The 23,640-nt window shown below is 43.0% G+C and carries 25 protein-coding genes; all 25 read right to left on the bottom strand.

Translation table 11 applies throughout. The annotated features are described in order from the left end of the window. Positions 1-2 precede the first annotated feature (2 nt). Positions 3-761, bottom strand: a complete 759-nt coding sequence (gene pstB / locus IGI88_RS14360; RefSeq protein ID WP_005235379.1) for a phosphate ABC transporter ATP-binding protein PstB — start codon at positions 759-761, stop codon at positions 3-5. Between the two features lie 31 nt (positions 762-792). After that, the gene (gene pstB / locus IGI88_RS14355; protein WP_005225783.1) at positions 793-1,599 is read right to left on the bottom strand and encodes a phosphate ABC transporter ATP-binding protein PstB; all 807 of its coding nucleotides are present in this window, start codon (positions 1,597-1,599) and stop codon (positions 793-795) included. Between the two features lie 13 nt (positions 1,600-1,612). Next, positions 1,613-2,497: a phosphate ABC transporter permease PstA gene (gene pstA / locus IGI88_RS14350; protein ID WP_008378478.1), complete on the bottom strand. Its 885-nt coding sequence runs from the start codon at positions 2,495-2,497 to the stop codon at positions 1,613-1,615. Further along, the gene (pstC, locus tag IGI88_RS14345) at positions 2,497-3,417 is read right to left on the bottom strand and encodes a phosphate ABC transporter permease subunit PstC (RefSeq protein ID WP_005235375.1); all 921 of its coding nucleotides are present in this window, start codon (positions 3,415-3,417) and stop codon (positions 2,497-2,499) included. The genes pstA and pstC overlap by 1 nt, the downstream gene beginning before the upstream one ends. A 97-nt stretch (positions 3,418-3,514) precedes the next feature. Further along, positions 3,515-4,369, bottom strand: coding sequence for a phosphate ABC transporter substrate-binding protein PstS (locus tag IGI88_RS14340; RefSeq protein ID WP_008378479.1), 855 nt, complete (start codon positions 4,367-4,369; stop codon positions 3,515-3,517). A gap of 399 nt (positions 4,370-4,768) precedes the next feature. Next, complete coding sequence (locus IGI88_RS14335; protein ID WP_194188715.1) at positions 4,769-5,500, bottom strand: alpha/beta hydrolase; 732 nt, start codon at positions 5,498-5,500, stop codon at positions 4,769-4,771. A gap of 96 nt (positions 5,501-5,596) precedes the next feature. Continuing rightward, positions 5,597-7,270 carry a DNA repair protein RecN gene (recN, locus tag IGI88_RS14330; protein WP_087663984.1) on the bottom strand — a complete coding sequence of 558 codons (1,674 nt, stop codon included), beginning with the start codon at positions 7,268-7,270 and terminating at the stop codon, positions 5,597-5,599. Between the two features lie 15 nt (positions 7,271-7,285). Then, complete coding sequence (gene argR, locus IGI88_RS14325) at positions 7,286-7,735, bottom strand: arginine repressor (RefSeq protein WP_005235362.1); 450 nt, start codon at positions 7,733-7,735, stop codon at positions 7,286-7,288. A 97-nt stretch (positions 7,736-7,832) separates the two neighbouring features. Continuing rightward, positions 7,833-8,654 carry a TlyA family RNA methyltransferase gene (locus IGI88_RS14320; protein ID WP_429960694.1) on the bottom strand — a complete coding sequence of 274 codons (822 nt, stop codon included), beginning with the start codon at positions 8,652-8,654 and terminating at the stop codon, positions 7,833-7,835. Further along, positions 8,651-9,547 (bottom strand): polyprenyl synthetase family protein, encoded by an 897-nt coding sequence (locus tag IGI88_RS14315; protein WP_086299367.1) that lies wholly within the window; start codon positions 9,545-9,547, stop codon positions 8,651-8,653. Before IGI88_RS14315 ends, IGI88_RS14320 begins: the two co-directional genes overlap by 4 nt. Continuing rightward, positions 9,544-9,765 carry an exodeoxyribonuclease VII small subunit gene (locus IGI88_RS14310; RefSeq protein ID WP_005235356.1) on the bottom strand — a complete coding sequence of 74 codons (222 nt, stop codon included), beginning with the start codon at positions 9,763-9,765 and terminating at the stop codon, positions 9,544-9,546. The genes IGI88_RS14315 and IGI88_RS14310 overlap by 4 nt, the downstream gene beginning before the upstream one ends. After that, positions 9,746-11,098, bottom strand: coding sequence for an exodeoxyribonuclease VII large subunit (gene xseA / locus IGI88_RS14305; RefSeq protein WP_429960693.1), 1,353 nt, complete (start codon positions 11,096-11,098; stop codon positions 9,746-9,748). Before xseA ends, IGI88_RS14310 begins: the two co-directional genes overlap by 20 nt. Next, positions 11,099-11,950 carry a bifunctional methylenetetrahydrofolate dehydrogenase/methenyltetrahydrofolate cyclohydrolase gene (locus IGI88_RS14300; protein WP_144330573.1) on the bottom strand — a complete coding sequence of 284 codons (852 nt, stop codon included), beginning with the start codon at positions 11,948-11,950 and terminating at the stop codon, positions 11,099-11,101. A 293-nt stretch (positions 11,951-12,243) separates the two neighbouring features. Beyond that, a complete protein-coding gene (gene nusB / locus IGI88_RS14295) occupies positions 12,244-12,708 on the bottom strand; it encodes a transcription antitermination factor NusB (RefSeq protein ID WP_005235350.1) in 465 nt (154 codons plus the stop codon). Then, positions 12,701-13,126: an Asp23/Gls24 family envelope stress response protein gene (locus IGI88_RS14290; protein ID WP_429960692.1), complete on the bottom strand. Its 426-nt coding sequence runs from the start codon at positions 13,124-13,126 to the stop codon at positions 12,701-12,703. The genes nusB and IGI88_RS14290 overlap by 8 nt, the downstream gene beginning before the upstream one ends. Positions 13,127-13,335: 209 nt before the next feature. Continuing rightward, positions 13,336-14,400 (bottom strand): M24 family metallopeptidase, encoded by a 1,065-nt coding sequence (locus IGI88_RS14285; protein ID WP_005235349.1) that lies wholly within the window; start codon positions 14,398-14,400, stop codon positions 13,336-13,338. A gap of 214 nt (positions 14,401-14,614) precedes the next feature. Further along, complete coding sequence (locus tag IGI88_RS14280) at positions 14,615-14,854, bottom strand: GlsB/YeaQ/YmgE family stress response membrane protein (RefSeq protein WP_005225767.1); 240 nt, start codon at positions 14,852-14,854, stop codon at positions 14,615-14,617. Between the two features lie 74 nt (positions 14,855-14,928). Beyond that, entirely contained in the window at positions 14,929-15,294 is a 366-nt protein-coding gene (locus IGI88_RS14275) for a DUF956 family protein (protein WP_005235348.1), read from the bottom strand. 116 nt (positions 15,295-15,410) lie between these two features. Next, positions 15,411-16,322: a PTS system mannose/fructose/sorbose family transporter subunit IID gene (locus IGI88_RS14270; protein ID WP_005235347.1), complete on the bottom strand. Its 912-nt coding sequence runs from the start codon at positions 16,320-16,322 to the stop codon at positions 15,411-15,413. A gap of 20 nt (positions 16,323-16,342) precedes the next feature. Then, on the bottom strand, positions 16,343-17,146 hold the full coding sequence (locus IGI88_RS14265; RefSeq protein ID WP_008378492.1) for a PTS mannose/fructose/sorbose transporter subunit IIC: 804 nt from the start codon (positions 17,144-17,146) through the stop codon (positions 16,343-16,345). A gap of 30 nt (positions 17,147-17,176) precedes the next feature. Further along, positions 17,177-18,169 (bottom strand): mannose/fructose/sorbose PTS transporter subunit IIA, encoded by a 993-nt coding sequence (locus IGI88_RS14260; protein WP_008378493.1) that lies wholly within the window; start codon positions 18,167-18,169, stop codon positions 17,177-17,179. 68 nt (positions 18,170-18,237) lie between these two features. Further along, positions 18,238-18,732 carry a PTS system mannose/fructose/N-acetylgalactosamine-transporter subunit IIB gene (locus IGI88_RS14255; protein ID WP_026008065.1) on the bottom strand — a complete coding sequence of 165 codons (495 nt, stop codon included), beginning with the start codon at positions 18,730-18,732 and terminating at the stop codon, positions 18,238-18,240. Between the two features lie 229 nt (positions 18,733-18,961). Beyond that, entirely contained in the window at positions 18,962-21,736 is a 2,775-nt protein-coding gene (locus IGI88_RS14250) for a sigma-54-dependent transcriptional regulator (protein WP_429960855.1), read from the bottom strand. 230 nt (positions 21,737-21,966) lie between these two features. Then, positions 21,967-22,500, bottom strand: a complete 534-nt coding sequence (locus IGI88_RS14245) for an N-acetyltransferase family protein (protein WP_429960691.1) — start codon at positions 22,498-22,500, stop codon at positions 21,967-21,969. Between the two features lie 96 nt (positions 22,501-22,596). Continuing rightward, positions 22,597-23,505: a diacylglycerol/lipid kinase family protein gene (locus tag IGI88_RS14240; protein ID WP_008378502.1), complete on the bottom strand. Its 909-nt coding sequence runs from the start codon at positions 23,503-23,505 to the stop codon at positions 22,597-22,599. Between the last annotated feature and the right edge of the window lie 135 nt (positions 23,506-23,640).

Below are 23,640 nucleotides of genomic sequence, written 5' to 3'. Positions count from 1 at the left end.
TCCTAACCAAATCTTCCTGAGATATAATCTTCTGTTTCTTTTTTGCTTGGACTTAGGAACACTTTTTTCGTGTCATTAAACTCGATCAAGTTGCCGTCCAAAAAGAACGCGGTTTTATCTGAGATTCTTGAAGCTTGTGACATGTTGTGAGTCACGATGATCATGGTATAGCGTTCTTTCAGTGCCAAAAGGGTATTCTCGATTTTCCCAGATGAAATTGGGTCTAACGCACTGGTTGGTTCATCCAGCAAAATGATTTCTGGATCGACAGCCAATACCCGAGCGATGCATACCCGCTGCTGTTGTCCACCGGATAAAGATAGCGCACTTTGGTGAAGCTTATCTTTGACATCTTCCCAGACAGACGCTGCTTTCAAGCTTTCCTCTACCGTCTTATCAAGAATCGCCTTGTCCGTGACTCCTTTTAATTTTAACCCATAAATCACATTTTCGTAAATTGAAAAGGGAAATGGATTCGGTTGCTGAAAAACCATCCCGATTTCTTTACGCAAATCAACGATGTCTTGCTTCGGACTATAAATGTCTTTCCCTTTATAGACAACACTTCCTGTAATTGTCACACCAGGGATCAAATCATTCATTCGATTAAGAGAACGCAAGTAGGTCGATTTCCCACAACCTGAAGGACCGATCATCGCAGTGATCTCGCCTTTTTTGATGGAAAGGTCGATTCCTTTTAATGCTTCTTTTTTTCCGTAGTATAAATGCAGATCTTTCGATGTAATAATTTCTTCTGCCATTGTTTTGCCTCCGTTTACTGATCGAATCGGCTCAGCCAAAATGACCGGATACGTAATCTTCTGTTGCTTTAATTTTTGGACGAGTAAATATCTTACGGGTCTCATCGTACTCGATCGCATTTCCTAAGTAGAAAAAGGCGGTATAATCGCTGATCCGAGCAGCTTGCTGCATGTTGTGGGTCACGATGATGATTGAATAGTCGTTTTTCAAGTTGATAAGAGTTTCTTCCACTGTCCCGGTTGAGATGGGATCAAGGGCACTAGCTGGTTCATCTAGAAGCAAAATATCTGGTTTCATCGCAATTGCTCGAGCGATACACAGACGTTGCTGCTGTCCACCGGACAATGCCAAAGCACTTTTGTCTAAGCTGTCCTTTACTTGATCCCAAAGTGCGGCTTGTTTCAAGCTGGTTTCGACTGCTTCATCCAATTTCTTTTTGTTTCTTTCTCCATGACGTCGCAAAGCAAAGGCGATGTTGTCATAGATCGATTTACTGAAAGGGTTTGGTCGTTGGAAAACCATGCCGATCCGCTTACGCATTTCGAAGACATCGACTTCTTTCGTGTTCACGTCGACCCCTTTGTACATGATGTTTCCTGTGACTCTCGTATTTGCGATTCCGTCATTCATTCGATTCAAGGAACGCAGATACGTTGATTTTCCGCAACCAGAGGGACCGATCAATGCGGTGATTTTATTCTTTTCAAATTGTAGATCAATGCCTTTGATGGCTTCATTTGATCCATACCATACATGCAAGTCAGTGGTATAAAGCGCCACATCTTCTGGTTTATCAAAGGTAATGATATTTCGATCATCCCAATTGTAATCGTTCATACTGTCATTCTCCTTATGCTGACGTCATTTTCTTGTACAACCGTTTGCCAGCTGCACGGGCGCCAAAGTTAAATAGCAAGACGGCAATGATCAATACTGCCGAAGCTCCAGCTGAAACTTGTGCGCCATCAGGCATCGTGCCCTCTGTATTGATTTTCCAAATATGGACTGCCAGCGTCTCCGCTTGTCGGAAAAGACCGATCGGGCTGGAAACACTCAATGGATTCCAGTTTGTAAAATCAAGGGCCGGTGCACTTTGTCCTGCAGTATAGATCAGCGCTGCCGCTTCACCAAAAATCCGACCAGAACTTAGAATGACCCCAGTCAAAATCCCTGGTGTTGCTTCTGGAACAATGATGCGTGTGACCGTTTCCCAACGTGACAACCCAAGAGACAAGCCTGCTTCACGTTGCGTGTAATGAATCGCTTGAAGTGATTCTTCTACATTTCTCGTCAATAGTGGCAAATTGAAGAAGGTCAATGCCAAGGCACCAGAAATAATTGAAAAGCCATAACCAAACTGAATAACAAAGACTAAGAAACCAAAGAGACCGACAACCACTGAAGGCAGTGAGCTCAAAATCTCGATCGATGTCCGAATGATATCCGTCAACCAGTTTTTCTTTGCATACTCTGATAAGTAGATCCCCGCTCCTAAAGAAATCGGGAAGCTAATGATCATTGTTACTAAAAGCAAGTAAAGGGAATTGAACAATTGGATGCCGATCCCGCCGCCTTCTTGATACGCTTTTGAAGAAGAGGTCAGAAATTCCCAGCTAATGTGAGGAACCCCCCGAACCAAAATGTACAGTAATAAGGAAGCCAAAATCAAAACAATGATTCCAGCAACGGCATACAAGACGCCGGTAGCAATTTTATCTGAACGTTTTGCATTCATTATTTCAAGGCTCCTTTCTTCCCAATAAAGCGAATAACAATGTTAAATAGTAAGGACATCAATAACAAGATCAAGGCTAATGACCATAAGACATTATTTTGGACTGTCCCCATGATCGTATTTCCGATACCCATCGTTAGGATAGAAGTCAATGTTGAAGCTGGTGTCACTAAGCTAGTTGGCATCAATGCCGCATTACCAATAACCATTTGAATCGCCAATGCTTCACCAAACGCCCGCGCCATTCCAAAAACAACCGCTGTTAAAATACCAGGAACAGCTGCTCGTAAAACAACTTTGTAAATCGTTTGCCAGCGAGTCGCACCTAAAGCTAACGAAGCTTCACGATAATGCCGTGGGACTGCCCGCAAAGCGTCGACAGTCATCGTAGTCACTGTCGGTAAGATCATGATAAACAGGACAAACGTCCCCGCCAAGATACCAAAACCAGTACCGCCAAAAACGGAGCGGACTGCTGGTACAACGACAGACAAACCGATGAAACCATAAACAACTGAAGGGATACCGACTAAAAGTTCGATGACCGGCTGCAAGATCTTCTCTCCATTACGAGGTGAGATTTCTACCATAAAGACGGCGGCACCGATGGCAAAAGGTGTTGCCACGATCGCTGATAAGAACGTTACGAAGAACGATCCTAGAATCATCGGCAAGGCACCAACTAACGGTTGTCCATCAGGTCCCACAGCACTCGGATTCCATTGGGTACCAAACAAAAAGTCAAACACATTGACTTTGTCTACAAAGAATGTCGCTAATCCTCGGCTAGCAACGAAATAAAAAATGGAGATCACAACCAAAACAATCAACGCGATACAAAGAAAACTGATTAGTTTTCCTCTTTGTTCCATTCTTGCGCGCTTAGATTTTTTTGTTAACACTTCTTTTACATTTTCCACGAGGGTTCCTCCTCAAAAATCAAACTAAACTCATAACCATTAGTTTATCGGTTCAACATCAATTTCTGTTAAAGCTTGTGTAAATTTTGTGTAAAGATTATTCAACAATGTTGCCTTCCCAGTCTCTTTCCACCTGCATGATGGAAATTGGAATATAGCCTAGATCCCCAACGATATGCTCTTGGACTTCGTCAGAAAGCATATATTCTAAAAACTCAGCAGTTAATCCTGTTGGTTCTCCTTTTGTATACATATGCTCATACGCCCAAACTTTCCAATCATTCGTCGTCACATTTTCAATCGTAGGTTCAACGCCATCAATTGAAAGAACATTGACTTCATCAGTCACATAAGAAAATGCAACGTAGCTAATAGCCCCTGGTGTATCAGAAACGATCGAGCGTACCATCCCACTAGAATCTTGCTCTTGAGAAGGAATAGCGGTTTCGCCATCCATGATCCATTTTTCAAACGTGCTTCTCGTACCACTACCTGTCGCCCGGTTCAATAAAACGATCGGCAGATCATTTCCACCGACTTCGCTCCAATTGGTGATCTTTCCTAAGAAGATATTTTTTAGATCTTCTGTGGAAATATCTGTGATACCAACTCCTTTGTTAACGATTGGTGTGATTCCCACCGTTGCCACCCGATGATCAACAAGGGCATCAGCATCGATTCCTGGCTTTTCTTCCGCAAACAAATCAGAATTTCCGATATCGACTGCACCGGCTTGGACTTGACTTAGTCCGGTTCCGCTTCCGCCTCCTTGGACATTGATGAACCGTCCTGGGTTTGAGTTTTGAAATTCTTCTGCAACTGTTTCTACTAGCGGCTGCAAAGCAGAGGAACCGACTGCGGTGATCGATTCTCCTCTATCTGCCCAGCTTGCACATCCTGAGAGTAAAATAACCAATCCGATAATAGGACTTAGAAGTTTAAATTTTTTCATCATAACGCTCCTTGTACTTTCGTAAGTCATTGATCTTAAAAATCAATTATTTTCATTTTACCATTAGTTGAATTTAATGAAAATTATTATTTGCTTTTTTTTCTGGAACAGCGTCCGTTCGTTTATTTAAAACGCTTTTTTTCTTTTTCAAAATAACTGTTTCGTAAAAAAATTGACAGAATTTCTTAATTAAATTACGTGCATCCAGAAGGTATGCTATGCTATACTGTGAGAGGAAACGTATTTTAAAAGAACATAATTATTAATCTTGCTTCCCCAATCAAGTACAATATGTTGTTATGTTCAGCGTTTTCACGATTTCATCAACATTTCCCCAAAATGTCTGTTGAATCGAAACGGCAGAAAGAAGCATTTCTATGCATCTTCTGCCGTCTTTTTTTACTCTAATTCACTTAGCCACGCAGCCATCTGCTCAACGATGGCTTTTTGCTGCGCTTCATTTGATAAATCAGCGGCGGCTTCTCCTTTTTGTAACCCATAGGTACCAAAGCCAGCATGATTGCCGCCTTCGATCGTTTGGAACGTGGTAGATTCTGGAAGGAAGCTACGGGCAGCTTGCCAATTTTCTTGATTGACCACCTGATCTTGACTCCCTGTCAACGATAGCACAGAAATCGACTGATCAGCCAAAGACCCTTTTTCATCGGGATAGCTTGCGAAGAAAAAGACCCCTTTTAAATCCTTGTCGTTTGCAGCCAATTGATTCGCTGCAAAACGGCTCGCCATTACCCCACCTAATGAATGACCACCAATGACATAGGAGTTATGGGGAATTTCTTTCAAGACCTCTTCTGCACGATTGCCTGATAAAACAGCCATGTTAAAGGGCATTTTAACGATCGCGACAGGATAGCCTTTTTCCGCTAAACCTGCTGCCCATACACTATAGCTTTCCGCATCGACAAGGGCGCCGGGATAGAAAATAACCAATGGCTTTTCTTCATCTCCAACAAAATAAAGGGCATTCCCCTCATCTTCTGCCTCTTTCGCAGCTGTGACTGCAGCATCAACTGCTGGGTAGTGTAGTTGTTGCCAACCGATCCAACCGGCAATAGTTAAAATAACAACGGTGACCAATACACCAATCAAAACTTTTGTTCTTTTTCTCATCATATCCTCCTGCAAAAAAGAAGATCAGGAAAGGATGGCAGACGAAACTTGCTGGTCCATCATCTCCTGAATCTTTCTACGAATGTTTCCCAATTTTTATCGGTGTGCAAGTGCCAATAGTTCTCGTGCATGTTCGATCGTTAAATCGGTGATTTCTGCACCTGAGAGCATACGGGCGATCTCTGCCACCCGTTCTTCTTTAGATAGTTTACGGACGTGGGTTTCTGTCCGTCCTTCTTGGATTGCTTTTTCAATAAAATATTGATTATCCGCTACAGCAGCTACTTGCGGCAAGTGAGTGATACACAAAACTTGCGAATTGGCTGCGATCTTGGCGATTTTTTCAGCAATTGCTTGGGCTACTCGGCCACTGACCCCAGTATCAACTTCGTCAAAAACAATACTGGTGATTCCTTGTTTCCGAGAGAAAATTGATTTGAGGGCCAGTAAGATCCGTGAAAGTTCTCCCCCAGAAGCAACCCGCACCAACGGCTTCATGCCTTCACCAGGATTTGTGGTCAAATAAAATTCTACGGTGTCAAATCCGCTGCTACTCAATTGTTTTGAGCCAGGTGCAAACCGTACTTCAAATTGTGCGTGCTCCATATACAGCTCTTTTAACTCTTGAACGATTTCTTTTTCTAAACGATGAGCCAGTTCACGTCGTTTGACGTGCAAAGCTTCCGCCAGCTGCCAAACTGCTTCAGCTTTTTGGGCAAGCTCTTCTTCTAATTGCTCCAACTGACCTTCTGTATAGGCAGACTCGCTGATTTCTTTACTGATCTCATCATAATAAGCAAGAATCACAGGAATCGACTCCCCGTATTTGCGCTTCAATTGACGAATCGTTTCCAGCCGTGAAATGACTTCTTCCAGTCGGCCTTCATCTAATTCAAGATTGTCGACTTGCCGCGAAATATCAGTGGCTGCATCTTGCAACAAGTAATACGCACTTTGGATCGCTTCACTGATTTTTTCGTAAGCCGGATCAAGATGGGCGATTGACTGGATCTCGGATAAAGCTACACTGACCCCATCTAGGCTATTGACTTCTTCGGCAGATAAGGCACCATAGCTTTGCCCTAGAGCATCCACGATTTTTTGATAATTGGTCAGTTTTTCTCGTTCATCGATCAGCAGTTCTTCTTCATTTTCCATCAATTCTGCTTGGGCGATTTCTTCTTGTTGAAAACGCAACATGTCCATTCGCTGGACATATAGCTGTTCATTTTCTTGAATGGTCCTGACGTGTTTTTCTAAAGAGCGATAGCTTTGATAGGCTTGACGGTAATCCGCAAGCTCCGCTTTAAAGCTATCATCCCCAAACCCATCCATCAAGGTCAAATGTTTTTCTGGCTGCAGCAGCTCTTGATGCTCATTTTGTCCTTGGATATCGACCAAGAATAAACCGATTTGACGCAAAACCGACAAGGTAACGGTTCGACCATTGACACGACAAATATTTTTCCCCGATTGAGAGATATCTCGTTGTACGATCAAAACTTCTTCTTCATCAATACCTAAATCTGCGGTCAAGTCTTTGAACTCCTGCTGATTCGGCCATTCGAAGATCCCTTCTAAACGGCATTTCTCTGCTCCTTGACGCAAGTAGTCGCTGGAACCTCTACCGCCTGCTAGCAAACCCATCGCATCGATAATAATTGATTTCCCGGCACCTGTCTCACCTGTCAGTGCCGTCATTCCCTCATGGAAAGATAAGTGCAAGTTGGAAATAATCGCAAAATTTTGGATCGACAATTCTAAAAGCATCCCTTGCCTCCTCTTCTAAACGTAACGTTGGAAATCCCTGAATAGGTTCTCGGTATCTGCTTCTGTTCTAGTGATCATCAAGACGTTGTCATCATCGTTTAACGTGCCAAATAATTCCTTGGCATAACGTTTATCGATTAAATTCGCCAAAGCCGAGGCATTGCCGGGCAGTGTGCGCAGGATCACAAATTTGTCCATTCGATCGACAGAAACAAAAGCCGTTTTTAGGATTTTATCAAGTTTACCACTCACGTCTTCCGTTGTCTCTTGTGGGATACTGTAGCGATAGCCGCCTTTTTGGGAAGGAACTTTCACTAACTTCAATTCCTTGATATCTCTTGATATGGTTGCTTGTGTGACTGAGACGCCGCGATCTTTTAACAACTCGACAAAATCTTCTTGTTTCTGAATATCTTGTTCACTTAACAATCGTGTAATCAAGCGATGCCGTTCTTTTTTTCTCATCTCTTGTTCCTCCTGAATGAATTCCTACTAATTTTATCCTATTTTGCGCAAGAAAGAAAGAGAGCCGACAAGTAAAATGTCCACTCTCTTCCATTCTTTATTTTGGTTGATGAAAGGTCTCATGTGCTGATGCAACAACTTTCGGGATATCGATCCCTGCTGCGGTACCTTCTTGCAGGCTTTTCTTTAAATGTACGATAAACTCGATATTCCCTTCGCCACCAGTGATTGGTGAAAAACTTAGATTTAAGACATCGAAGTTTGTTTTCTTAGCAAATGCTAGTACTTCCTCCAAAACTCGTTCATGGGTTTTGGGATCACGAACGATCCCATTTTTCCCGACTGCTTCTTTGCCCGCTTCAAATTGCGGTTTAATCAGCGCCATCACTTCGCCATCCGCTACCAAAATATCATACAGCGGGGGTAAAATCAGTTTAAGTGAAATAAAAGAAACATCGATCGTAGCGGCATCTGGAAGACCGTCTAAAAAATCAGTTGGTTTTGCATAACGGAAGTTGACCCGCTCCATTACGATCACTCGCTCATCTTGCCGCAGCTTCCAGGCTAACTGATTGTAACCGACGTCCAATGCATAGCTTTTTTTGGCACCATTTTGCAATGCCGCATCAGTAAAACCACCGGTGGATGCGCCGATGTCTAACATGATTTTATCGGTTACGTCAAAATCAAAGAGTTTGAGTGCTTTTTCTAACTTGAGACCACCACGAGAAACATAAGGCAGCTTTTTGCCTTTGATCTGCAGCAGTGTATCTGCGGCAATTTTTTCTCCCGGCTTATCTAGGCGCTCATTATTTTTTTCTTTGTACACCAATCCAGCCATCACTCCCCGTTTGGCTTGCTCTCGGGTCTCAAACAGGCCTTGCTGGACAGCTAAAACATCTACTCGTTCTTTCTTCATGCGTTCCCTCGAATCTCAAATCGTTCCACAAATGCCAACAAAACATCCGGCGTAAATTGACCGTATTGACTTAATTGCGCCAGAATTTCTTTGGCCTTGCCTAATTCTTTTGTCAAGGCTTGCTGCGCGCCTGCTAAGCCAAGTAAAGCAGGATAGGTACTTTTCGCCAACTCGTCATCTCGGCGGACAACTTTGCCTAGCTCTTCGGTCGTACTAGTGGCATCTAACAGATCGTCGCGAATTTGAAAGGCTAACCCAATATGCTGGGCAAAGCGATCCAATTCATGCAGAACTTCTTCCGTCTGGTCGGCTAAGACACCTCCAGCAATCACCGCAAAGCGGATCAATTCTCCAGTTTTCCGTTCATGAATGGACATCAGTTCCTCAAGACTAAGGGCTTGGTTTTCTCCTTGAATATCAGCTGCTTGGCCGGCGACCATGCCTTGTGTTCCCGCCGCTTTACTCAATTGCTGCAGCAGCAAGACTTTTTGATTGGCTTCGATCTCCGCCATAGCGACTAATTGAAATGCAGCCGTCAAAAGACCATCTCCAGCTAAAATCGCTAAAGCTTCACCAAAAACCTTATGGTTGGTAGGTTTGCCTCGACGCAGATCATCGTTGTCCATTGCTGGAAGATCATCATGGATCAGCGAATACGTATGCACCATTTCTAGGGCTGCCGCACACTGGTACACCGCGGTATTGACGGGTTTGTGAAAAGCGGCGACTGTTGCTGCCAATAAAAGCGGGCGAATACGTTTGCCGCCAGCTTGGATCGAATACTGCATGCTTTTAAACAATCGTTGATCAGAGGTGTGTTCTTTGACAAAGCGCTCCATGACTTCTTCAATCAATGGGGCGTGTTCTTTTGTGAATTCTGTTAAAGCACTCATTGGTTTTCCTCTTCAAAAGGCACTTCTTCGTTAGATTCTGTCATCATTTTTGTTAAGGACTTTTCCGCTTTACTCAAAGTGTCCTTGCATTGCTTACTCAAAACCATCCCTTTTTGAAAAGCATCTAGTGCCTCTTCTAAGGGAACATCCCCTTGTTCCAAACGGGTTACAATTTGTTCTAATTCTTGTAATGATTCTTCAAATGTTGGATTTGCCATGATTAACTCCTTCTGTACTAATAACTTCGACAAGTGCTTGGCCATCTTGGTAATGGATCGTCAGCTGGTCTTCTGGCTCGATCGTATCAATCGATTTGATCACCTGCTCATTTTTCGTGGTATAGCTGTAGCCCCGACCCATGATTTTCAGTGGGCTTAGCAAATCAAGAGATTGGACTGCATTTGCAAATTGATTTTCTTTTGTTGCATAAATATCTTTCATGGCTTTCATTAAGCGTTGGGAAAGATAACTGACCTCTTGGTTACTAGCTTGCAATCGCGCTTTTGGTTGTTGTTGTGCTAACCGTGAAATCAATTGCTGTGCATGGCGATCCTTGTCATAAAGCAAAGTTTGCAGACCTTGCTGCATCCGCTGCTGCAACTGATCGAGTTTGATGGACTGTGCCTCATACAAGCGCTCTGGTTGTCGAAAAACATATGATCCAATCACTCGCTGATAGCGTTCTTGTTTGTACTGGATCTGGTGCATAAAAGCTTGCTCTAATCGGGCTTGTCTTTCTTCGATCCTCAAAATCTCTTCTGATAGGACGGGCACTGCTAATTCGGCAGCTGCGGTCGGAGTTGCCGCCCGCACATCCGCCACTAAATCGGCAATTGTCGTATCAGTTTCATGCCCCACTGAAGAAATAATAGGGGTTTTTGCGTCAAAAATGGCTCTTGCCACTCGTTCTTCATTGAAAGGCCAGAGGTCCTCAATCGACCCACCCCCACGTCCGATGATCAGAGTATCAAAGGTACCATCGGCTTCGACTCGTTGGATATTTTTCACCACATCATCCGCGGCTTTGTTGCCTTGTACCACGGTTGGATACAAAACGATCTGAGCAATGGGATAACGCCGCTGGGTCGTCGTGATGATATCTCTGATCACCGCCCCACTAGGACTGGTCAAGACTGCGATGCGTTTCGGGTATTTCGGCAACGACTGCTTCGGTGCAGAAAATAATCCTTCCGCTGCCAATTTCTGCTTTAATTGTTCATAGGCTTGATAAAGGGCACCGACACCGTCTGGTTCCATGTGATCGATCACCATCTGGTAATTTCCGCTTGCCTCATACAAGGTGATACGTCCAACCGCCATGACTTTCATGCCCTCTTCTGGTTGAAAGCGCAGCTTGTCAAAAGCGCCCTTGAACATGACGGTCGAAATTTTTGCACCATCATCCTTTAAACTAAAGTATTGGTGATTGGGGCGACGACGAAAATTAGAGATCTCCCCCGTCAAATAAACCCGCTCTAAATACGGATCGACGTCAAACTTACGCTTGATATATTTTGTTAATGCGGTCACCGTTAAATATTCTTGCGCCATTTAGTTTTTCATTGTCTCCTTTGCTGCCTCGATCGTTTGGGCCATCAACATCGTGATCGTCATTGGTCCTACACCTCTAGGTACCGGGGTGATATAGCTAGCGATCGGTTCGACTTCATCAAATTTCACATCGCCGATCAACTTGCCATTGGCATCCCGATTCATTCCTACATCGATCACCACGGCCCCTTCTTTTACGAAGTCTTTTGTGACAAAATGACCGCGGCCGATCGCCACGACTAAAATGTCCGCTTGCTTCGCTAACTCAGGCAGATTTTTGGTTTTTGAATGAGCAATAGTCACGGTGGCATTTGCCCCTAAGAGCAAGTGCGCCATCGGTTTTCCGACAATGTTGCTGCGGCCGATAACTAAAGCATTTTTCCCTTCCAATTCGATCCCATATGCAGCAAACATTTTCATGATGCCATAAGGGGTACAAGGAATTCGGTCAGGTACACCGGCAAATAATTTTCCTAAATTGATTGGATGAAAACCGTCGACATCTTTTTCCGGTTTGATGGCTAACAGCACTTTTTCTTCATTGATATGTTTTGGCAAAGGAAGTTGAACCAAAATGCCGTGAAAGGCATCATCGTTATTGAACTGTTCGATTTCTGCTAATAATTCTGCCTCAGTAATGGATTCAGGATAGCGGGCAACACGGGAATTGATGCCGATTTTCGCCGCAGCTAGTTCTTTATTTTTCACATAAGTCTGGCTTGCTTTGTCTTCTCCAACAAGTAAAACAACTAATCCCGGTGTCACACCCTGCTCTTTTAGTGTTTCTGTCTCTGAAAGAAACGCTGCTTGCATTTTTTCAGCCAATTCTTTTCCATTGATCAATGTACCCATTCTGACAACTCCTCCAACCTGATTATACTGACTTATTTTGTAAAAAGAAACGCACCAATCGTTTGTCGATCTGCTTCTTCATGTTTTCTATCATAGCATTTTCTGAAAAGAAAAACACCGTCTAACGCTCCCTTTTTTCGGAAAAAACGAGGGCAAACCGACAAAGTGTATGCAAAAAAACCGAACGATCAAGCAGGACCGTCAAAACAAGGCGGTTGCTCACAAATCGTTCGGTTTCTGCCTCGATCGAAAAAAGGCTGTTTTCTTTTGATCGATAGTGTTAAGGCTAAAAATTACTCACTTACTTGGTTGTTTTTTGTTTCTAGCTCTTGATTGACAGTCGATAAAATACCGTTGACAAACTTTCTTGACTGATCGTCACTAAAGGTTTTCGCTAATTCGATTGCTTCATTCAAAGCCACACGATTCGGCACATTATCCACATAGATCATTTCATACAAAGCGATTCGTAAAATCGTCACGTCCATTTTTGATAAACGCTGGATTTTCCAACCGGCTTTTAGATGACTTTGAATGACTTCATCCAAGGCTTCTTTATAATGACAGACACCTGCCACTAATTGATCTAAATAAACAGGGACAAAATGCTCTTGTTCTTCATCAATCAATTCATGGTGTTCCAACTCGATGGCATGCATGATGGCATCTTGTTTCGTTAAATCTTTGTTAAAGTCTAGTGGAAATAAAGCTTGTAACGCCATTTTCCGTATTTCATGCCGTGATAATTCTTTACTCATTTTCTTCCTCGTCGTTTCCAAATAATTCTTCGATGTCTGGTAAATCTACTTTTTCTGGCACGACTGCCACAACATGAACATTTACTTCAGCCAGTTGCACATCTGTCATAAATAAGACTTGCTGTTTGACCCGTTCTTGGATCTCCATTGCCACTTTAGGCACTGACATCCCATAAGTGATATAGCAGTAGATATCCACTTTGATCCCTGTTTCATCGATCGTTAAGTAGACTCCTTTGCCATGAGCTGCGCGGCCTAGTAATTCAGTGACACTGTTTGCCAGTGTTCCTCGCATCCCAAAGACACCTTCCACTTTAGAAGCAGCGATCCCAATAATGATCTCGATCACTTCTGGCGCGATGACGATCTCGCCTAATTCAGGACTTGCATTTAATACAAGGTTTTTATCTTCATTCATACGTTTTTGCCTCCATTCTAAACAGCTGTACCGTATTGTTTGTAAAAAAATCGCTCGTTTTTTCCGTTTGAAGCAAGCCAGCGCTTGATTCAATCAATAACATCCATGGCACAGTGTTTCTTCTCGCTCTAAGTTTATCATTTTCTGCACTGAGAATCTATAATAACCCACTATTCTCAATGAATTTTCTGAAAAACAAGGTCGATGAATCAGAGAATGATCAATTCTTTCGGTGAATGTGTCAACACTTTATTACCAGTTTCAGTGATCAAAAGATCATCCTCGATACGAACGCCGCCAATTCCTGGAAGATAGATGCCTGGTTCATCTGTAATGACGTTTCCGACAACAAATGCTTTATCAGCACGGAAGGAGACATTTGGTCCTTCGTGGATTTCTAAACCAATCCCATGGCCTGTTGAATGACCAAAAGCATCCCCGTAGCCAAAGGAAGCTATGTGATCCCGGGCGATCGCATCTAGTTCAATTCCGGTCATTCCAGGTTTTGCTGCTGCCAAGACTTTTTCTTGTGCTTCTAGCACGATTTGATAGATTTCTTTCAATTTATCGCCAGGATCCCCCACAGCAAAAGTTCTGGTCATATCAGACACATAGCCTTGATAGTAACAGCCAAAGTCTAACGTGATCAGATCGCCTTGTTCAATCACTTTTTCACTGGCAACCCCATGGGGCATTGCTGAACGAAGACCACTGGCCACGATCGTTTCAAAAGATACGCTTGTGGCACCTAATGAACGCATAAAGAAATCTAACTGATTCGCCACTTCGATTTCGGTCATCCCTGGGCGGATCATTTTCAAAATATGTTCGAACCCTTGATCGGCGATATGGCAGGCTTGTTGGATCAATGCGATTTCTTCCTCATCTTTGACTTCCCGCAATGCCTCGATCATACCAGATACAGGAGCTAATGAGGATTCCTCAATCAAGTCTTCTAAGACGGAGTATTCAGCAAAGCTGACGAAACTTTCTTCAAATGCTAAGACATTGATTTCTTCCTTTTGGCAGATAGTTGCAACTTCTTCAAAAATCGGTCCACTATTTTTTACGATCTCAAATCCTTGGGCTTGGGCCGCTGCTTGCTCTGTATATCGGAAATCTGTTACAAAAAAAGCTTTGTCCAACGTAATGACTGCTAAACCAGTTGTACCAGTAAAGTTTGTCAAGTAACGCAAATTGTATGGGCTGGTGATCAAGAACCCATCAATCGAATCTTTTCTCATTGCTTCACGTAATTTTTCAACTCTTAACATGTATCGTTCCCTACTTTCTTGTTCTATACGATAGTATTATAACAAACTTCCAGAAAAAGCGGAAAGTAAGCGAAAAGTTTTCTAAAAAATCAAACAATACGAACCTAAAGAATGGTGTTTTAAAAAGACTCTAGTTGGCTCTCTCGTTGTTCTTTTCTAGATAACTTTAATCCACAAAAAAAGCAACCCAATCAACGGATTGCTTCTTTGATAATTATCTTTTACGTCCCAAAAAGAATGATACGACAGCCACGAAAATGACTGCCCCAATGATTGCTGGCACGATTGCCATTCCTGCCACTTGCGGTCCCCAAGTGCCGAATAAGCCTTGTCCGATTGATGCGCCCACAAGTCCTGCCACGATATCAAAAATGCAACCGCGTTTTTCTCCTGCGATGGCGCCACCGATTGAACCGATGACCGCTCCCACGATCAATGTCCATAAAAAGTGCATAATAACCCCTCCTAAACTTTCTTATAAAAAGGGTAACATATTGAGAATCAATTGGAAAAACATATGCTCTCTTGTTATTTTCTACGGGTAATTGCCCGTTTCAAGATATCGAAAAAGCCAAGAGAATGGACCATATGATCTGGGTCAACGTATTCGCGAATTGCCCGCAGAACTTTTTTTGGTTCTTTTGATGAGAAGGTATATGTCCCATTCTTTTTGGTCCGAATCGCATACCGTGGGATCCAGCGTCCTTTGAACAAGACCGAAGCGATCACATAGTCGACATCTTCCCAAGGAATTTGAATAAACTTGCGTTTGTCACGATCATTATAAAACTCAAAGGCATTATCGCCGATCATTATTTTGCCGTATTCATTGATACCTAAAAAAGACGTAGCATCGATCGTCAAATCAACTTTTGTATTAAGGGATTGTACCATTTGCACTTACTCCATTCTATATCGTCTTATCGTTACCTATTATACGTGTTTGCGGCATGTTTGGCGAATAAATAAAAAGATGCTTGGGTCTCCCCAAGCACCTATCATTGAAAAGATTATAACAATCCGATCAAGTGTCCACCGATACCGACTAAGAATAGACCGATAATAATGACGATTGGAGAAACTTTTTTCTTCAATAACCACATACATAATAAAGTAAGCAATAGTGCAGCTAAACCAGGAATCAATTGATCCAAGTTGTTTTGCAATGTTGTTACTTTTGTATCAGTCAATGCACGGCCTTCAGCTACTTGTTGGAAGGCTTGTTGCAAACCAGCTGAACCAGAAGGCAAGTTCGCCCAGTCGACATAAGCACCTTCATCAAGCGGTACGCTTGAGACAACTGGTGCAAAGGAAATCGATACCCAACGTTGAACAAGTGACCCTAATACGAACATCCCTAAAATAGAAGCACCTTTTGTTACATCTTGTAGCAAACCACCTGAAAGGTCATCTGTGATTTTAGAACCAGCACGGTAGCCGAATTCTTGTGTGTACCACATAAATGCCCAACGGATGATGTTCCAAGCAACGAAGAAGATGATTGGGCCTAAGATGTTTCCGCCTAAAGCAAGAGAAGCACCTAATGCACCTAACATCGGACGTACAGTAAACCAGAACACAGGGTCACCGACACCGGCTAAAGGACCCATCATCCCAACTTTTACCCCTTGGATCGCTACGTCATCGACAGGCGCGCCATTGGCACGTTCTTCTTCTAACGCTAAAGTTACACCTAAGATTGGTGATGCGATATATGGGTGAGTATTAAAGAATTCTAAGTGACGCTTCAAAGCAGCGGCACGGTCTTCTTTTGTTTTGTATAATTTTTTGATTGCTGGAATCATTGAGAATGCCCAACCACCATTTTGCATACGTTCATAGTTCCATGAACCTTGAATGAAGGTAGAGCGCCATGCTACGGCTAAACGATCTTTTTTATTTAATTGAATTTTTTCTGCCATTTTTTTCTCCTCCTTCGATTCTAATAGTCATTCAAGATATCGCCTAGAGGGTCGCCAGTGTTGCTGCCGCCGCCTCCATTTGATGATCCGCCCATTTTAGTTAGGTTCAAGTAGATCAATGCGATTGCTACTGCCAAGGCACCGATAGCGATCAATGTCAATTGAGAGATAGCTGCGATTACGAAACCGATAATAAAGAATGGCCATACTTCGCGAGTTGCCATCATGTTGATAACCATTGCGTAACCAACGGCAACAACCATACCACCACCGATAGCCATACCATCAGTTAACCATGCAGGCATTGATTCTAAGAAGTTTTGAACAGTTGCAGCAGGGATAGCCAACAATGCAGCTGCAGGAATCGCAATACGAACCCCTTGCATACATACAGCGATCACGTGCCACATTTCGATTTTACGAATGTTGCCTTCTTCAGCAGCAGCATCCATAAAGTGAACGATTGGCACAGCCAATGTACGAACGATCATTGTCAAGAACAACCCAGCAACAGCTAGAGGGATCGCAACGGCAATCGCTGTATCAACACCAGCAGTTCCTTGTCCACCTAAAACTAAAATAATTGCAGATGCGACAGACGCCAATGCAGCATCAGGTGCAACAGCGGCACCGATATTTGCCCATCCAAGTGCGATCATTTGTAATGATCCGCCCAAAATGATACATGCTTCCAAATTACCGGTCACTAAACCGATCAAAGTACACGCGATTAGCGGTTGATGGAATTGGAATTCATCCAAGATCCCTTCCATACCAGCTAAAAAGGCAACGAGTACTACTAATACCATAGATATAATAGTCATGATAGACCTCCTATTTAGTTGAATACGTTTCTATTTATTTGCCAATTCATTTTTGGCTTTGCGTAAGATTTCATCCATGTTGTCTCGAGAGTCATTTGGTACTTTACGCACATCGAATTTGATGCCGCGTTCTTTCAAATCTTCAAATGTATTCACATCATCTGTACCCATCGACAATACTTTACTTACAACAACTTTCCCAACAGAGTGAGCCATTGAACCAACGTTCACTTCAGTTATATCAACGCCACCTTCAACAGCACGTAATACATCTTGTGGGTTTTCAAATAATAGTAAAGCTTTCGTATTCCCGAAACGAGGGTCTTTAGAAACTTCAATCATTTTGTCCACTGGAATGACGTTCGCTTTTACTCCTGGAGGAGCTGCTTGTTCGATCAGTTTTTTACGCAAGTCATCTTTTGCCACCGCGTCAGAAACAACGATGATCCGAGATGGATTCACTGATTTTGTCCAAGCTGTAGCAACTTGACCATGCAACAAACGTGAATCGACACGAGCAAGTACGATTTTGATTTTGCCATCGCCTAGAACAGTTCCCGGAGGAAGTGATCCTTTAGGTTGATCGTCTTGCACTGCTTTTGGTGCTGAAGCTTCTTCTGGTTCAAGTTCTTCTGGTTTGACCTTGACCCCTTCTTTAGCTGTTTCAACGATATGCGCAGCAATTTCATGCGCTGTATTCATTGAAAAACGTGAAGCATAGGCTTCGATCACCATTGGTAAATTCATACCAGCAACGATTGCCCATTTGTCTTTGTGATCTTCAAACAAGCTGTTCGCTTGGTTGAAAGGAGTACCACCCCAAAGATCAACTAAGAATAATACTTCTTCTTGATCGTCAAATGTAGCAATTGCTTCTTGCATTTTTGCCTTGATGTCATCTGGACCTTCACTTGGCATCAATGTAACAGCTTTAACATTTTCTTGTTCGCCGAAGATCATTGAACCAGATTGCAAAATGCCGTTAGCAAATTCTCCATGACTTGCTAGGATAATTCCTACCATCTTTTTACCTCCTATATCAAAATTGAAAAATGTGACACGAATACGAAAGAAAAAACAACATCGAAAAACTAAGGGTGACTACCTTCTTTTTCCAAAATATCCTTCAAAAAGATTTTACGATCAGCTGGAACTTTGCGTATCTCCACTTCAATGCCTTGGTTTTGCAAGTAAAGCAATGAAGCAAGATCTTGATCATTGACTGACACGAAATTAGTGATCATTCGTTTTCCCATTGAAAAACTCATACCGCCGATATTGACGGAACGAATGTCAATGCCTCCTTTAACCAGAGTCACGACATCTTGAGGGTTGGTAAATAATAACATGACTTTTTGCGTATTAAATAATGTGTTATGCGCCACCTCAAGCATTTTCGCTACTGTCACCACATTGGATTTGATCCCTGGTGGAGCAGCTTCTTTCAAGAGAAACTTTCGTAATTGGTCATTTGCGACTTCATCACTGACCACGATGATTCGATTGATACCAGTCATTTTCGACCAAGCTGTGGCGACCTGACCATGAATCAACCGATCGTCGATTCGGGCAAGACGTATATCCATTCCCATTGTGCAAGCCTCCTACATCCATCGATCCGCTTTTCATATTGAGGATCTGTTCTTTTTTCAATCACCTCCTGTATCCACTTATATAGAAGCAAGAAGCGTGCCAAGTTTTCCCGATACACTATTCTTGAAAAAACCTTAAGAATCAGCATTCAGATAATACACTAAAAAAGATACACTAAAAAATACTGTATCTTTTTTAGTGTATCTGTATTATTTGTAAGAATTAAAAATACATTTCTTTTTCGTGATGGTTTTTGATCAGCTCTAGCAGATAGTACTCTTCAGTCTTAGGCACTTCGATATTCATCAAGCGTGAAAACGATTGGACATGCACATGCAATTGGCCATAAAGCGGATTCTCCTCCATCGCTGCTAAATCAATTTTAGAAACAGTCAATGGCTGCCGCAGTAAGATCCGCTCCAGCATACCTGCGCCATGCATCACAAAATTGATCTGAAAGCCTTGCTGCGCCCCTACCAAATCCAAATCGTGAATGATCTCTTCGCCAAATTTCCACAACGGCTCTACTACTTTTTTCGCATTGACATAGGTAAAGTTTTCCTCTAAATACCGGATACAGATTTCTTTCGCCTGCCGATCATCTAGCTGTACTTCATCTTCAAAACTCAAATCATTCTCTAATAGGATATCATCCAACAAAAGATCAACATCTTGGTCAATAAAACGTTCTAATGAAATAAACGGTGCGTCGATATGGGGATCGATGATCCCTGTTGCGGCAATCAGACGGTAGCGCTGTTGAATCTGATCCAAGTCCGTCCTCAGATCCGCCACCGATAACGTCACCACTTCGACATTTTGATTTTGACGTTTTGACAATGAGCTTTGGATCAATTCTTTGATGCGCTGCGCCGTTCCTTTTCCCGAAGCGCAGACCGCTAGAATCGCTTTAGGATGGTGGTTTTGTGTCACTGGTTCTTCCACAGTGACCGCTCCATACCCGCGGAACTTCCGTAATGAATCATAGAGCTGATCGAGGTCCGTGCCGATCACTGACGCTTTACGGACCGTCTCTAGGACGATGGAGGTGGTCACCATATCGACTGTTCGAACAGCCACACCCGTTTCTCGCTGGATTTCATTATTAAAGGTCGCTAAGGACCCCATATCGACTAAGAGGATCACCCCACTGCCATCATTGACTGCCCGTACACTATCCACGATTTTTTTCAACGCCACAGCCGGGGGCATATCTAATGGCATGTCCACCGCTGTCACTTGATCGACTTCCAGCAATTGTTTGACCACTTGTACCATGCTACTGGCTGTGCTGTTGCCGTGGGCTGCAACGACGACGCCGATTTTCCCAGAGGAATGAGAGGTTCTAAGAGAAACCAGAAGAACCGCTAAATAATAAGATTCGCTCTCAGGAATCGCCACTTGGAAACTATCACCAATAAAATCGCGGACTTCTTTGGCGACTTCAAACTCTTGAGGATAATCAGCTACCATCTGACGAATATTGTCATTGGTTTGTCGTTCTTCTCCCAAATGGATTTTTTTCAAAAACGAGCTGATGTGTAAGCTCATGGCATAGATGAAATTTTGCTGAAAATCATAATTTAAGCGTTGTCGAACCAGCTCATAGATTTGATTTGTTACACTGATCACTTTCTGATCGACGAATTCACTTAGTTTATTGACCGAGTTAAAGGAAAACCCGTGATCTTTATAAAAAGACTTTAGGTGAACATTGATATCTGTTGAGATAAAATGATTGATCGCTTCTTGATCTAACCCATCTGCTTTTAGCAGAGCAGCCTTGTCGCCGATAATATCGTAAAGATTATAAGGCAATTCATAGGAATCTGATTGAATATTGTTTAAGTTTTGATTCGGTTGAATGCTGATCTTCGGTTCAAGGATCTTAGAAAGCTCTGCCAGCTCATTGCGGCGATTCCCCAAAACGATCAATCCTGAACGAATCCCTTCTGGCAAATCGATCAAATCGATTTCAATCTCATCTTGTTGCATATGATTCAAAAAGCCCCGTGCACAGACTAGCTGGACATTGGATTTCAATTGACCGATATTCCCAAAACTGACACTGCCGATCAACGCTTTGACCACATCTTCTGTCAAGGAGATCGTCCGCTGAATACGGGTCGCCTCTTGCCCGACTAATACCCGAACGAGATCGACTTTTTCTGATGCGGGTCGTTTCTCAAAAAAGGGCAGTTGAATATTGATGGGAATGCGTCGGGTAAAGGTATCTAATAGCGTTGAGTTGGGGTCTTCGGTAGTAGCACCAACGATTCGGACATTCGCTTGATGATTTTTGCCCGTCTCTCCTAGACGGCTAAAGGTTCCATGATCCATAAAGTAAAAAATCATTTCTTGCCCTTCTGGCGGTAATCGATGGATCTCATCGAGAAACAACATACTCTCATCCGCTTGATCAATAATACCAATCTTATCTTGATCGGCACCCGTAAATGCCCCCCGTACATAACCAAACAAATGGCTCATCAAAAGCTCTGGGTTATTTGCATAGTCCGCACAGTTAAAGACGATCAATTCTTTGTCATCGGCAATTACTTGATTGCTTTTGGCAAACTGGAACATCGCATGGGCAAAGTACGTTTTCCCAGAACCAGTAGGCCCTGTGATCAAGCAGTTTAGCCCTTTCGGCGGATACAAGATCGCTGCTTTCGCCTGCTCAACAGCGTTTTTCATACTTCCGTTGGCACCGATGATCGTCGCAAAAATATCTCGGTCAGAGGGTTTTCCTTGTACTCGTTGAGGGAAGGCTTTTTCTCTTTGCGGGCGACTTTCTTTGTAGCTTGGGACATACTTTTCCTTACTGCTGGGATCGACCCCTGCCGCCCAATAACGAACAGGCCGCGAGTCGCTTTTTTCGACGCGTCCTTCTTTAACAAGCTTATTTAAATCCTTACTGGCATTACTGCGCTGAATGGCTAAATGATCGGCAACTTCTGAAGTAGACAACCCCTTCTTTTCCCCTAAGCCGCTCATCGTATTTTCGACGATATATTGATAAATCCGTTCGATTCGCTTGCCCAACAGCTTCGCCTCCTTGTTTTTTCCACTTGAATACTTTACTCATTTTTCTATAAAAAAGCAACTTTTTTTCCACACAGAAAAAGCAAAATACTTTGTTCGAAAGAATAATAGAACGTCCTTTCACATGCTACTCTCAGCATAAAGCATTTTGCCAAAAAAAGATATTCAAAAGTCAGGATGTGTTAGGCTTTTTCATTGGGAATGAACGTTGGCACCTGGTCTGGAAATCGTTGCAGTTCTTTTTGCATCCAAATCACATCGTGCCATTGATTGAACTTATAGCCGACATGCGAAAAATCAGCAACTTTCCGATACCCAAGCTTCTCATGAAAAGCCTCGCTTTGTTGATTGCCTCCTGTAATACACGCAGTCAGATTGACCACGTTTTGCGCTTTTAGTTTTTCTTCAAGTCCTTGATAAAGAGCGGTGCCGAGCCCTTTTGCTTTGGCATCCGGCGCTAAATAAACGGTTACTTCAACGGTCCAATCATACGCCGTCCGTTCTTTATAGGCTGACGCATAGGCATAACCGACAATTTCACCAGCCTCTTCTGCAACGAGATACGGGTAGCGTTTCAAGGTCTTGGCGATGCGTTCCGCGAATTCTTGAACCGATGGCACCTCCGTTTCAAAGGTAATCGGTGTATTTTCTACATAATAAGCATAGATTGCTGTCAAGGCTTGGGCATCTGCAATCGTGGCAGAACGTATCGTCATAGAACCCCTTCTTTCAGTAAATTTTTTCCCAGTATACTCTTTCTGAATAAAAAAAACAATCCGCTTTTGACGGATCGTTTCCTAGTTATGAATGATTTAACGGGCTTTTTCAACTCCGCAATACACGGTAAGATGTTGCGGCAGCACCGCTACTGTGATTGGCAATTCCGGCCCTGGATCACCATCGACATTCGTTTCGATCGTTGCCCCATCCGTCAAACGAATCGTTGCTTTATCAAAAGTTTGATAACCAAGAACATCATTTGATTCCGTAACTCCTTTGAGAAGCTCAGGCACGCTTTTGACAGTTTCCCAAAGATTCGTATCCTTTAAGTAGATCAGATGTAATTTGCCGTCATCGGTACTCGCTTTAGGCAAAAGAGATTCGAAACCGCCGATCGTATTGGATGAACCAACGATCATCGTACTGCTTTCCACAGCGATCGTCGTTTTTTCGCCATTATTTTCGGCGGTCACTTCAAACGGATGACTTTCATTTTTCCGCACTTCCCGTAGACCAGAAACAAAATAGGCCATTTTTCCCAGCTTGGTTTTTTCTTCAACTTCCACATTGTTGATCGCCGCTGGAATCATACCAATCGCCACTACATTGGTAAAATAGTCTTGATTAACCTGCCCAATATCGATTTTGCGGGTGTGATCCACTGCAAATGATTCGATGGCTTCCTTGGGATCTAGTGGAATCGCTAATGCTCTGGCTAAATCATTTACTGTGCCCAGCGGGAAGAAACCGAAATTTGGTCGTTTGTCATGAGGAGCTAAGCCATTGACCGCTTCATTGACGGTACCATCACCGCCCATTGCGAAGACACTGTCAAATTCTGCTGCTGCCTCAGAGGCAAAACGTGTAGCATCTCCTTCTTTTTCGGTATGTTTGACAACGACTTCTGAAAAAGCTTCCCGCAGCTTTTCTTCTGCCATCTCCTCAAATTCTTTCGCTTGTTCCCCACCAGAACTTGGATTGACGATCAATAATGCTTTCATAAAACAGCCTCCTTGTTTGGGTTCATTTTCTATGAATCCAGTATAACAAGTTTCACGAAACCTGTCTTAAACGACATCCGCCTATCCGCTGAAAAAAAACACAGCCTATGCAGACTGTGTTTTTTCGAGTACGCA

Origin of the sequence: Enterococcus sp. AZ179 (assembly GCF_050498885.1) — a bacterium.
GTDB lineage: Bacteria > Bacillota > Bacilli > Lactobacillales > Enterococcaceae > Enterococcus_D > Enterococcus_D entomosocium.
The sequence above is the reverse complement of the archived record's forward strand: the minus strand, read 5'-3'. Positions and strand labels throughout refer to the sequence as shown.

What these genes read in the sequence shown, in the direction of transcription:
- IGI88_RS14310 (WP_005235356.1), bottom strand. Translation starts at nt 9,765, where the DNA reads ATGGCAAATCCAACATTTGAAGAATCATTACAAGAATTAGAACAAATT.
- argR (WP_005235362.1), bottom strand. Translation starts at nt 7,735, where the DNA reads ATGAGAAAAAAAGAACGGCATCGCTTGATTACACGATTGTTAAGTGAA.
- IGI88_RS14260 (WP_008378493.1), bottom strand. Translation starts at nt 18,169, where the DNA reads ATGGTAGGAATTATCCTAGCAAGTCATGGAGAATTTGCTAACGGCATT.
- xseA (WP_429960693.1), bottom strand. Translation starts at nt 11,098, where the DNA reads ATGGCGCAAGAATATTTAACGGTGACCGCATTAACAAAATATATCAAG.
- IGI88_RS14290 (WP_429960692.1), bottom strand. Translation starts at nt 13,126, where the DNA reads ATGAATGAAGATAAAAACCTTGTATTAAATGCAAGTCCTGAATTAGGC.
- pstA (WP_008378478.1), bottom strand. Translation starts at nt 2,497, where the DNA reads ATGAATGCAAAACGTTCAGATAAAATTGCTACCGGCGTCTTGTATGCC.
- IGI88_RS14240 (WP_008378502.1), bottom strand. Translation starts at nt 23,505, where the DNA reads ATGAAAGCATTATTGATCGTCAATCCAAGTTCTGGTGGGGAACAAGCG.
- recN (WP_087663984.1), bottom strand. Translation starts at nt 7,270, where the DNA reads ATGCTTTTAGAATTGTCGATCCAAAATTTTGCGATTATTTCCAACTTG.
- IGI88_RS14340 (WP_008378479.1), bottom strand. Translation starts at nt 4,369, where the DNA reads ATGAAAAAATTTAAACTTCTAAGTCCTATTATCGGATTGGTTATTTTA.
- IGI88_RS14265 (WP_008378492.1), bottom strand. Translation starts at nt 17,146, where the DNA reads ATGACTATTATATCTATGGTATTAGTAGTACTCGTTGCCTTTTTAGCT.
- IGI88_RS14300 (WP_144330573.1), bottom strand. Translation starts at nt 11,950, where the DNA reads ATGGGTACATTGATCAATGGAAAAGAATTGGCTGAAAAAATGCAAGCA.
- IGI88_RS14255 (WP_026008065.1), bottom strand. Translation starts at nt 18,732, where the DNA reads ATGGATATACGTCTTGCCCGAATCGACGATCGGTTGATTCATGGTCAG.
- IGI88_RS14320 (WP_429960694.1), bottom strand. Translation starts at nt 8,654, where the DNA reads ATGAAGAAAGAACGAGTAGATGTTTTAGCTGTCCAGCAAGGCCTGTTT.
- IGI88_RS14280 (WP_005225767.1), bottom strand. Translation starts at nt 14,854, where the DNA reads ATGCACTTTTTATGGACATTGATCGTGGGAGCGGTCATCGGTTCAATC.
- pstB (WP_005225783.1), bottom strand. Translation starts at nt 1,599, where the DNA reads ATGAACGATTACAATTGGGATGATCGAAATATCATTACCTTTGATAAA.
- pstB (WP_005235379.1), bottom strand. Translation starts at nt 761, where the DNA reads ATGGCAGAAGAAATTATTACATCGAAAGATCTGCATTTATACTACGGA.
- nusB (WP_005235350.1), bottom strand. Translation starts at nt 12,708, where the DNA reads ATGAGTAAAGAATTATCACGGCATGAAATACGGAAAATGGCGTTACAA.
- IGI88_RS14285 (WP_005235349.1), bottom strand. Translation starts at nt 14,400, where the DNA reads ATGTTAAGAGTTGAAAAATTACGTGAAGCAATGAGAAAAGATTCGATT.
- IGI88_RS14315 (WP_086299367.1), bottom strand. Translation starts at nt 9,547, where the DNA reads ATGAGTGCTTTAACAGAATTCACAAAAGAACACGCCCCATTGATTGAA.
- IGI88_RS14275 (WP_005235348.1), bottom strand. Translation starts at nt 15,294, where the DNA reads ATGGTACAATCCCTTAATACAAAAGTTGATTTGACGATCGATGCTACG.
- IGI88_RS14245 (WP_429960691.1), bottom strand. Translation starts at nt 22,500, where the DNA reads ATGACGATACGTTCTGCCACGATTGCAGATGCCCAAGCCTTGACAGCA.
- IGI88_RS14270 (WP_005235347.1), bottom strand. Translation starts at nt 16,322, where the DNA reads ATGGCAGAAAAAATTCAATTAAATAAAAAAGATCGTTTAGCCGTAGCA.
- IGI88_RS14335 (WP_194188715.1), bottom strand. Translation starts at nt 5,500, where the DNA reads ATGAGAAAAAGAACAAAAGTTTTGATTGGTGTATTGGTCACCGTTGTT.
- IGI88_RS14250 (WP_429960855.1), bottom strand. Translation starts at nt 21,736, where the DNA reads ATGAGCGGCTTAGGGGAAAAGAAGGGGTTGTCTACTTCAGAAGTTGCC.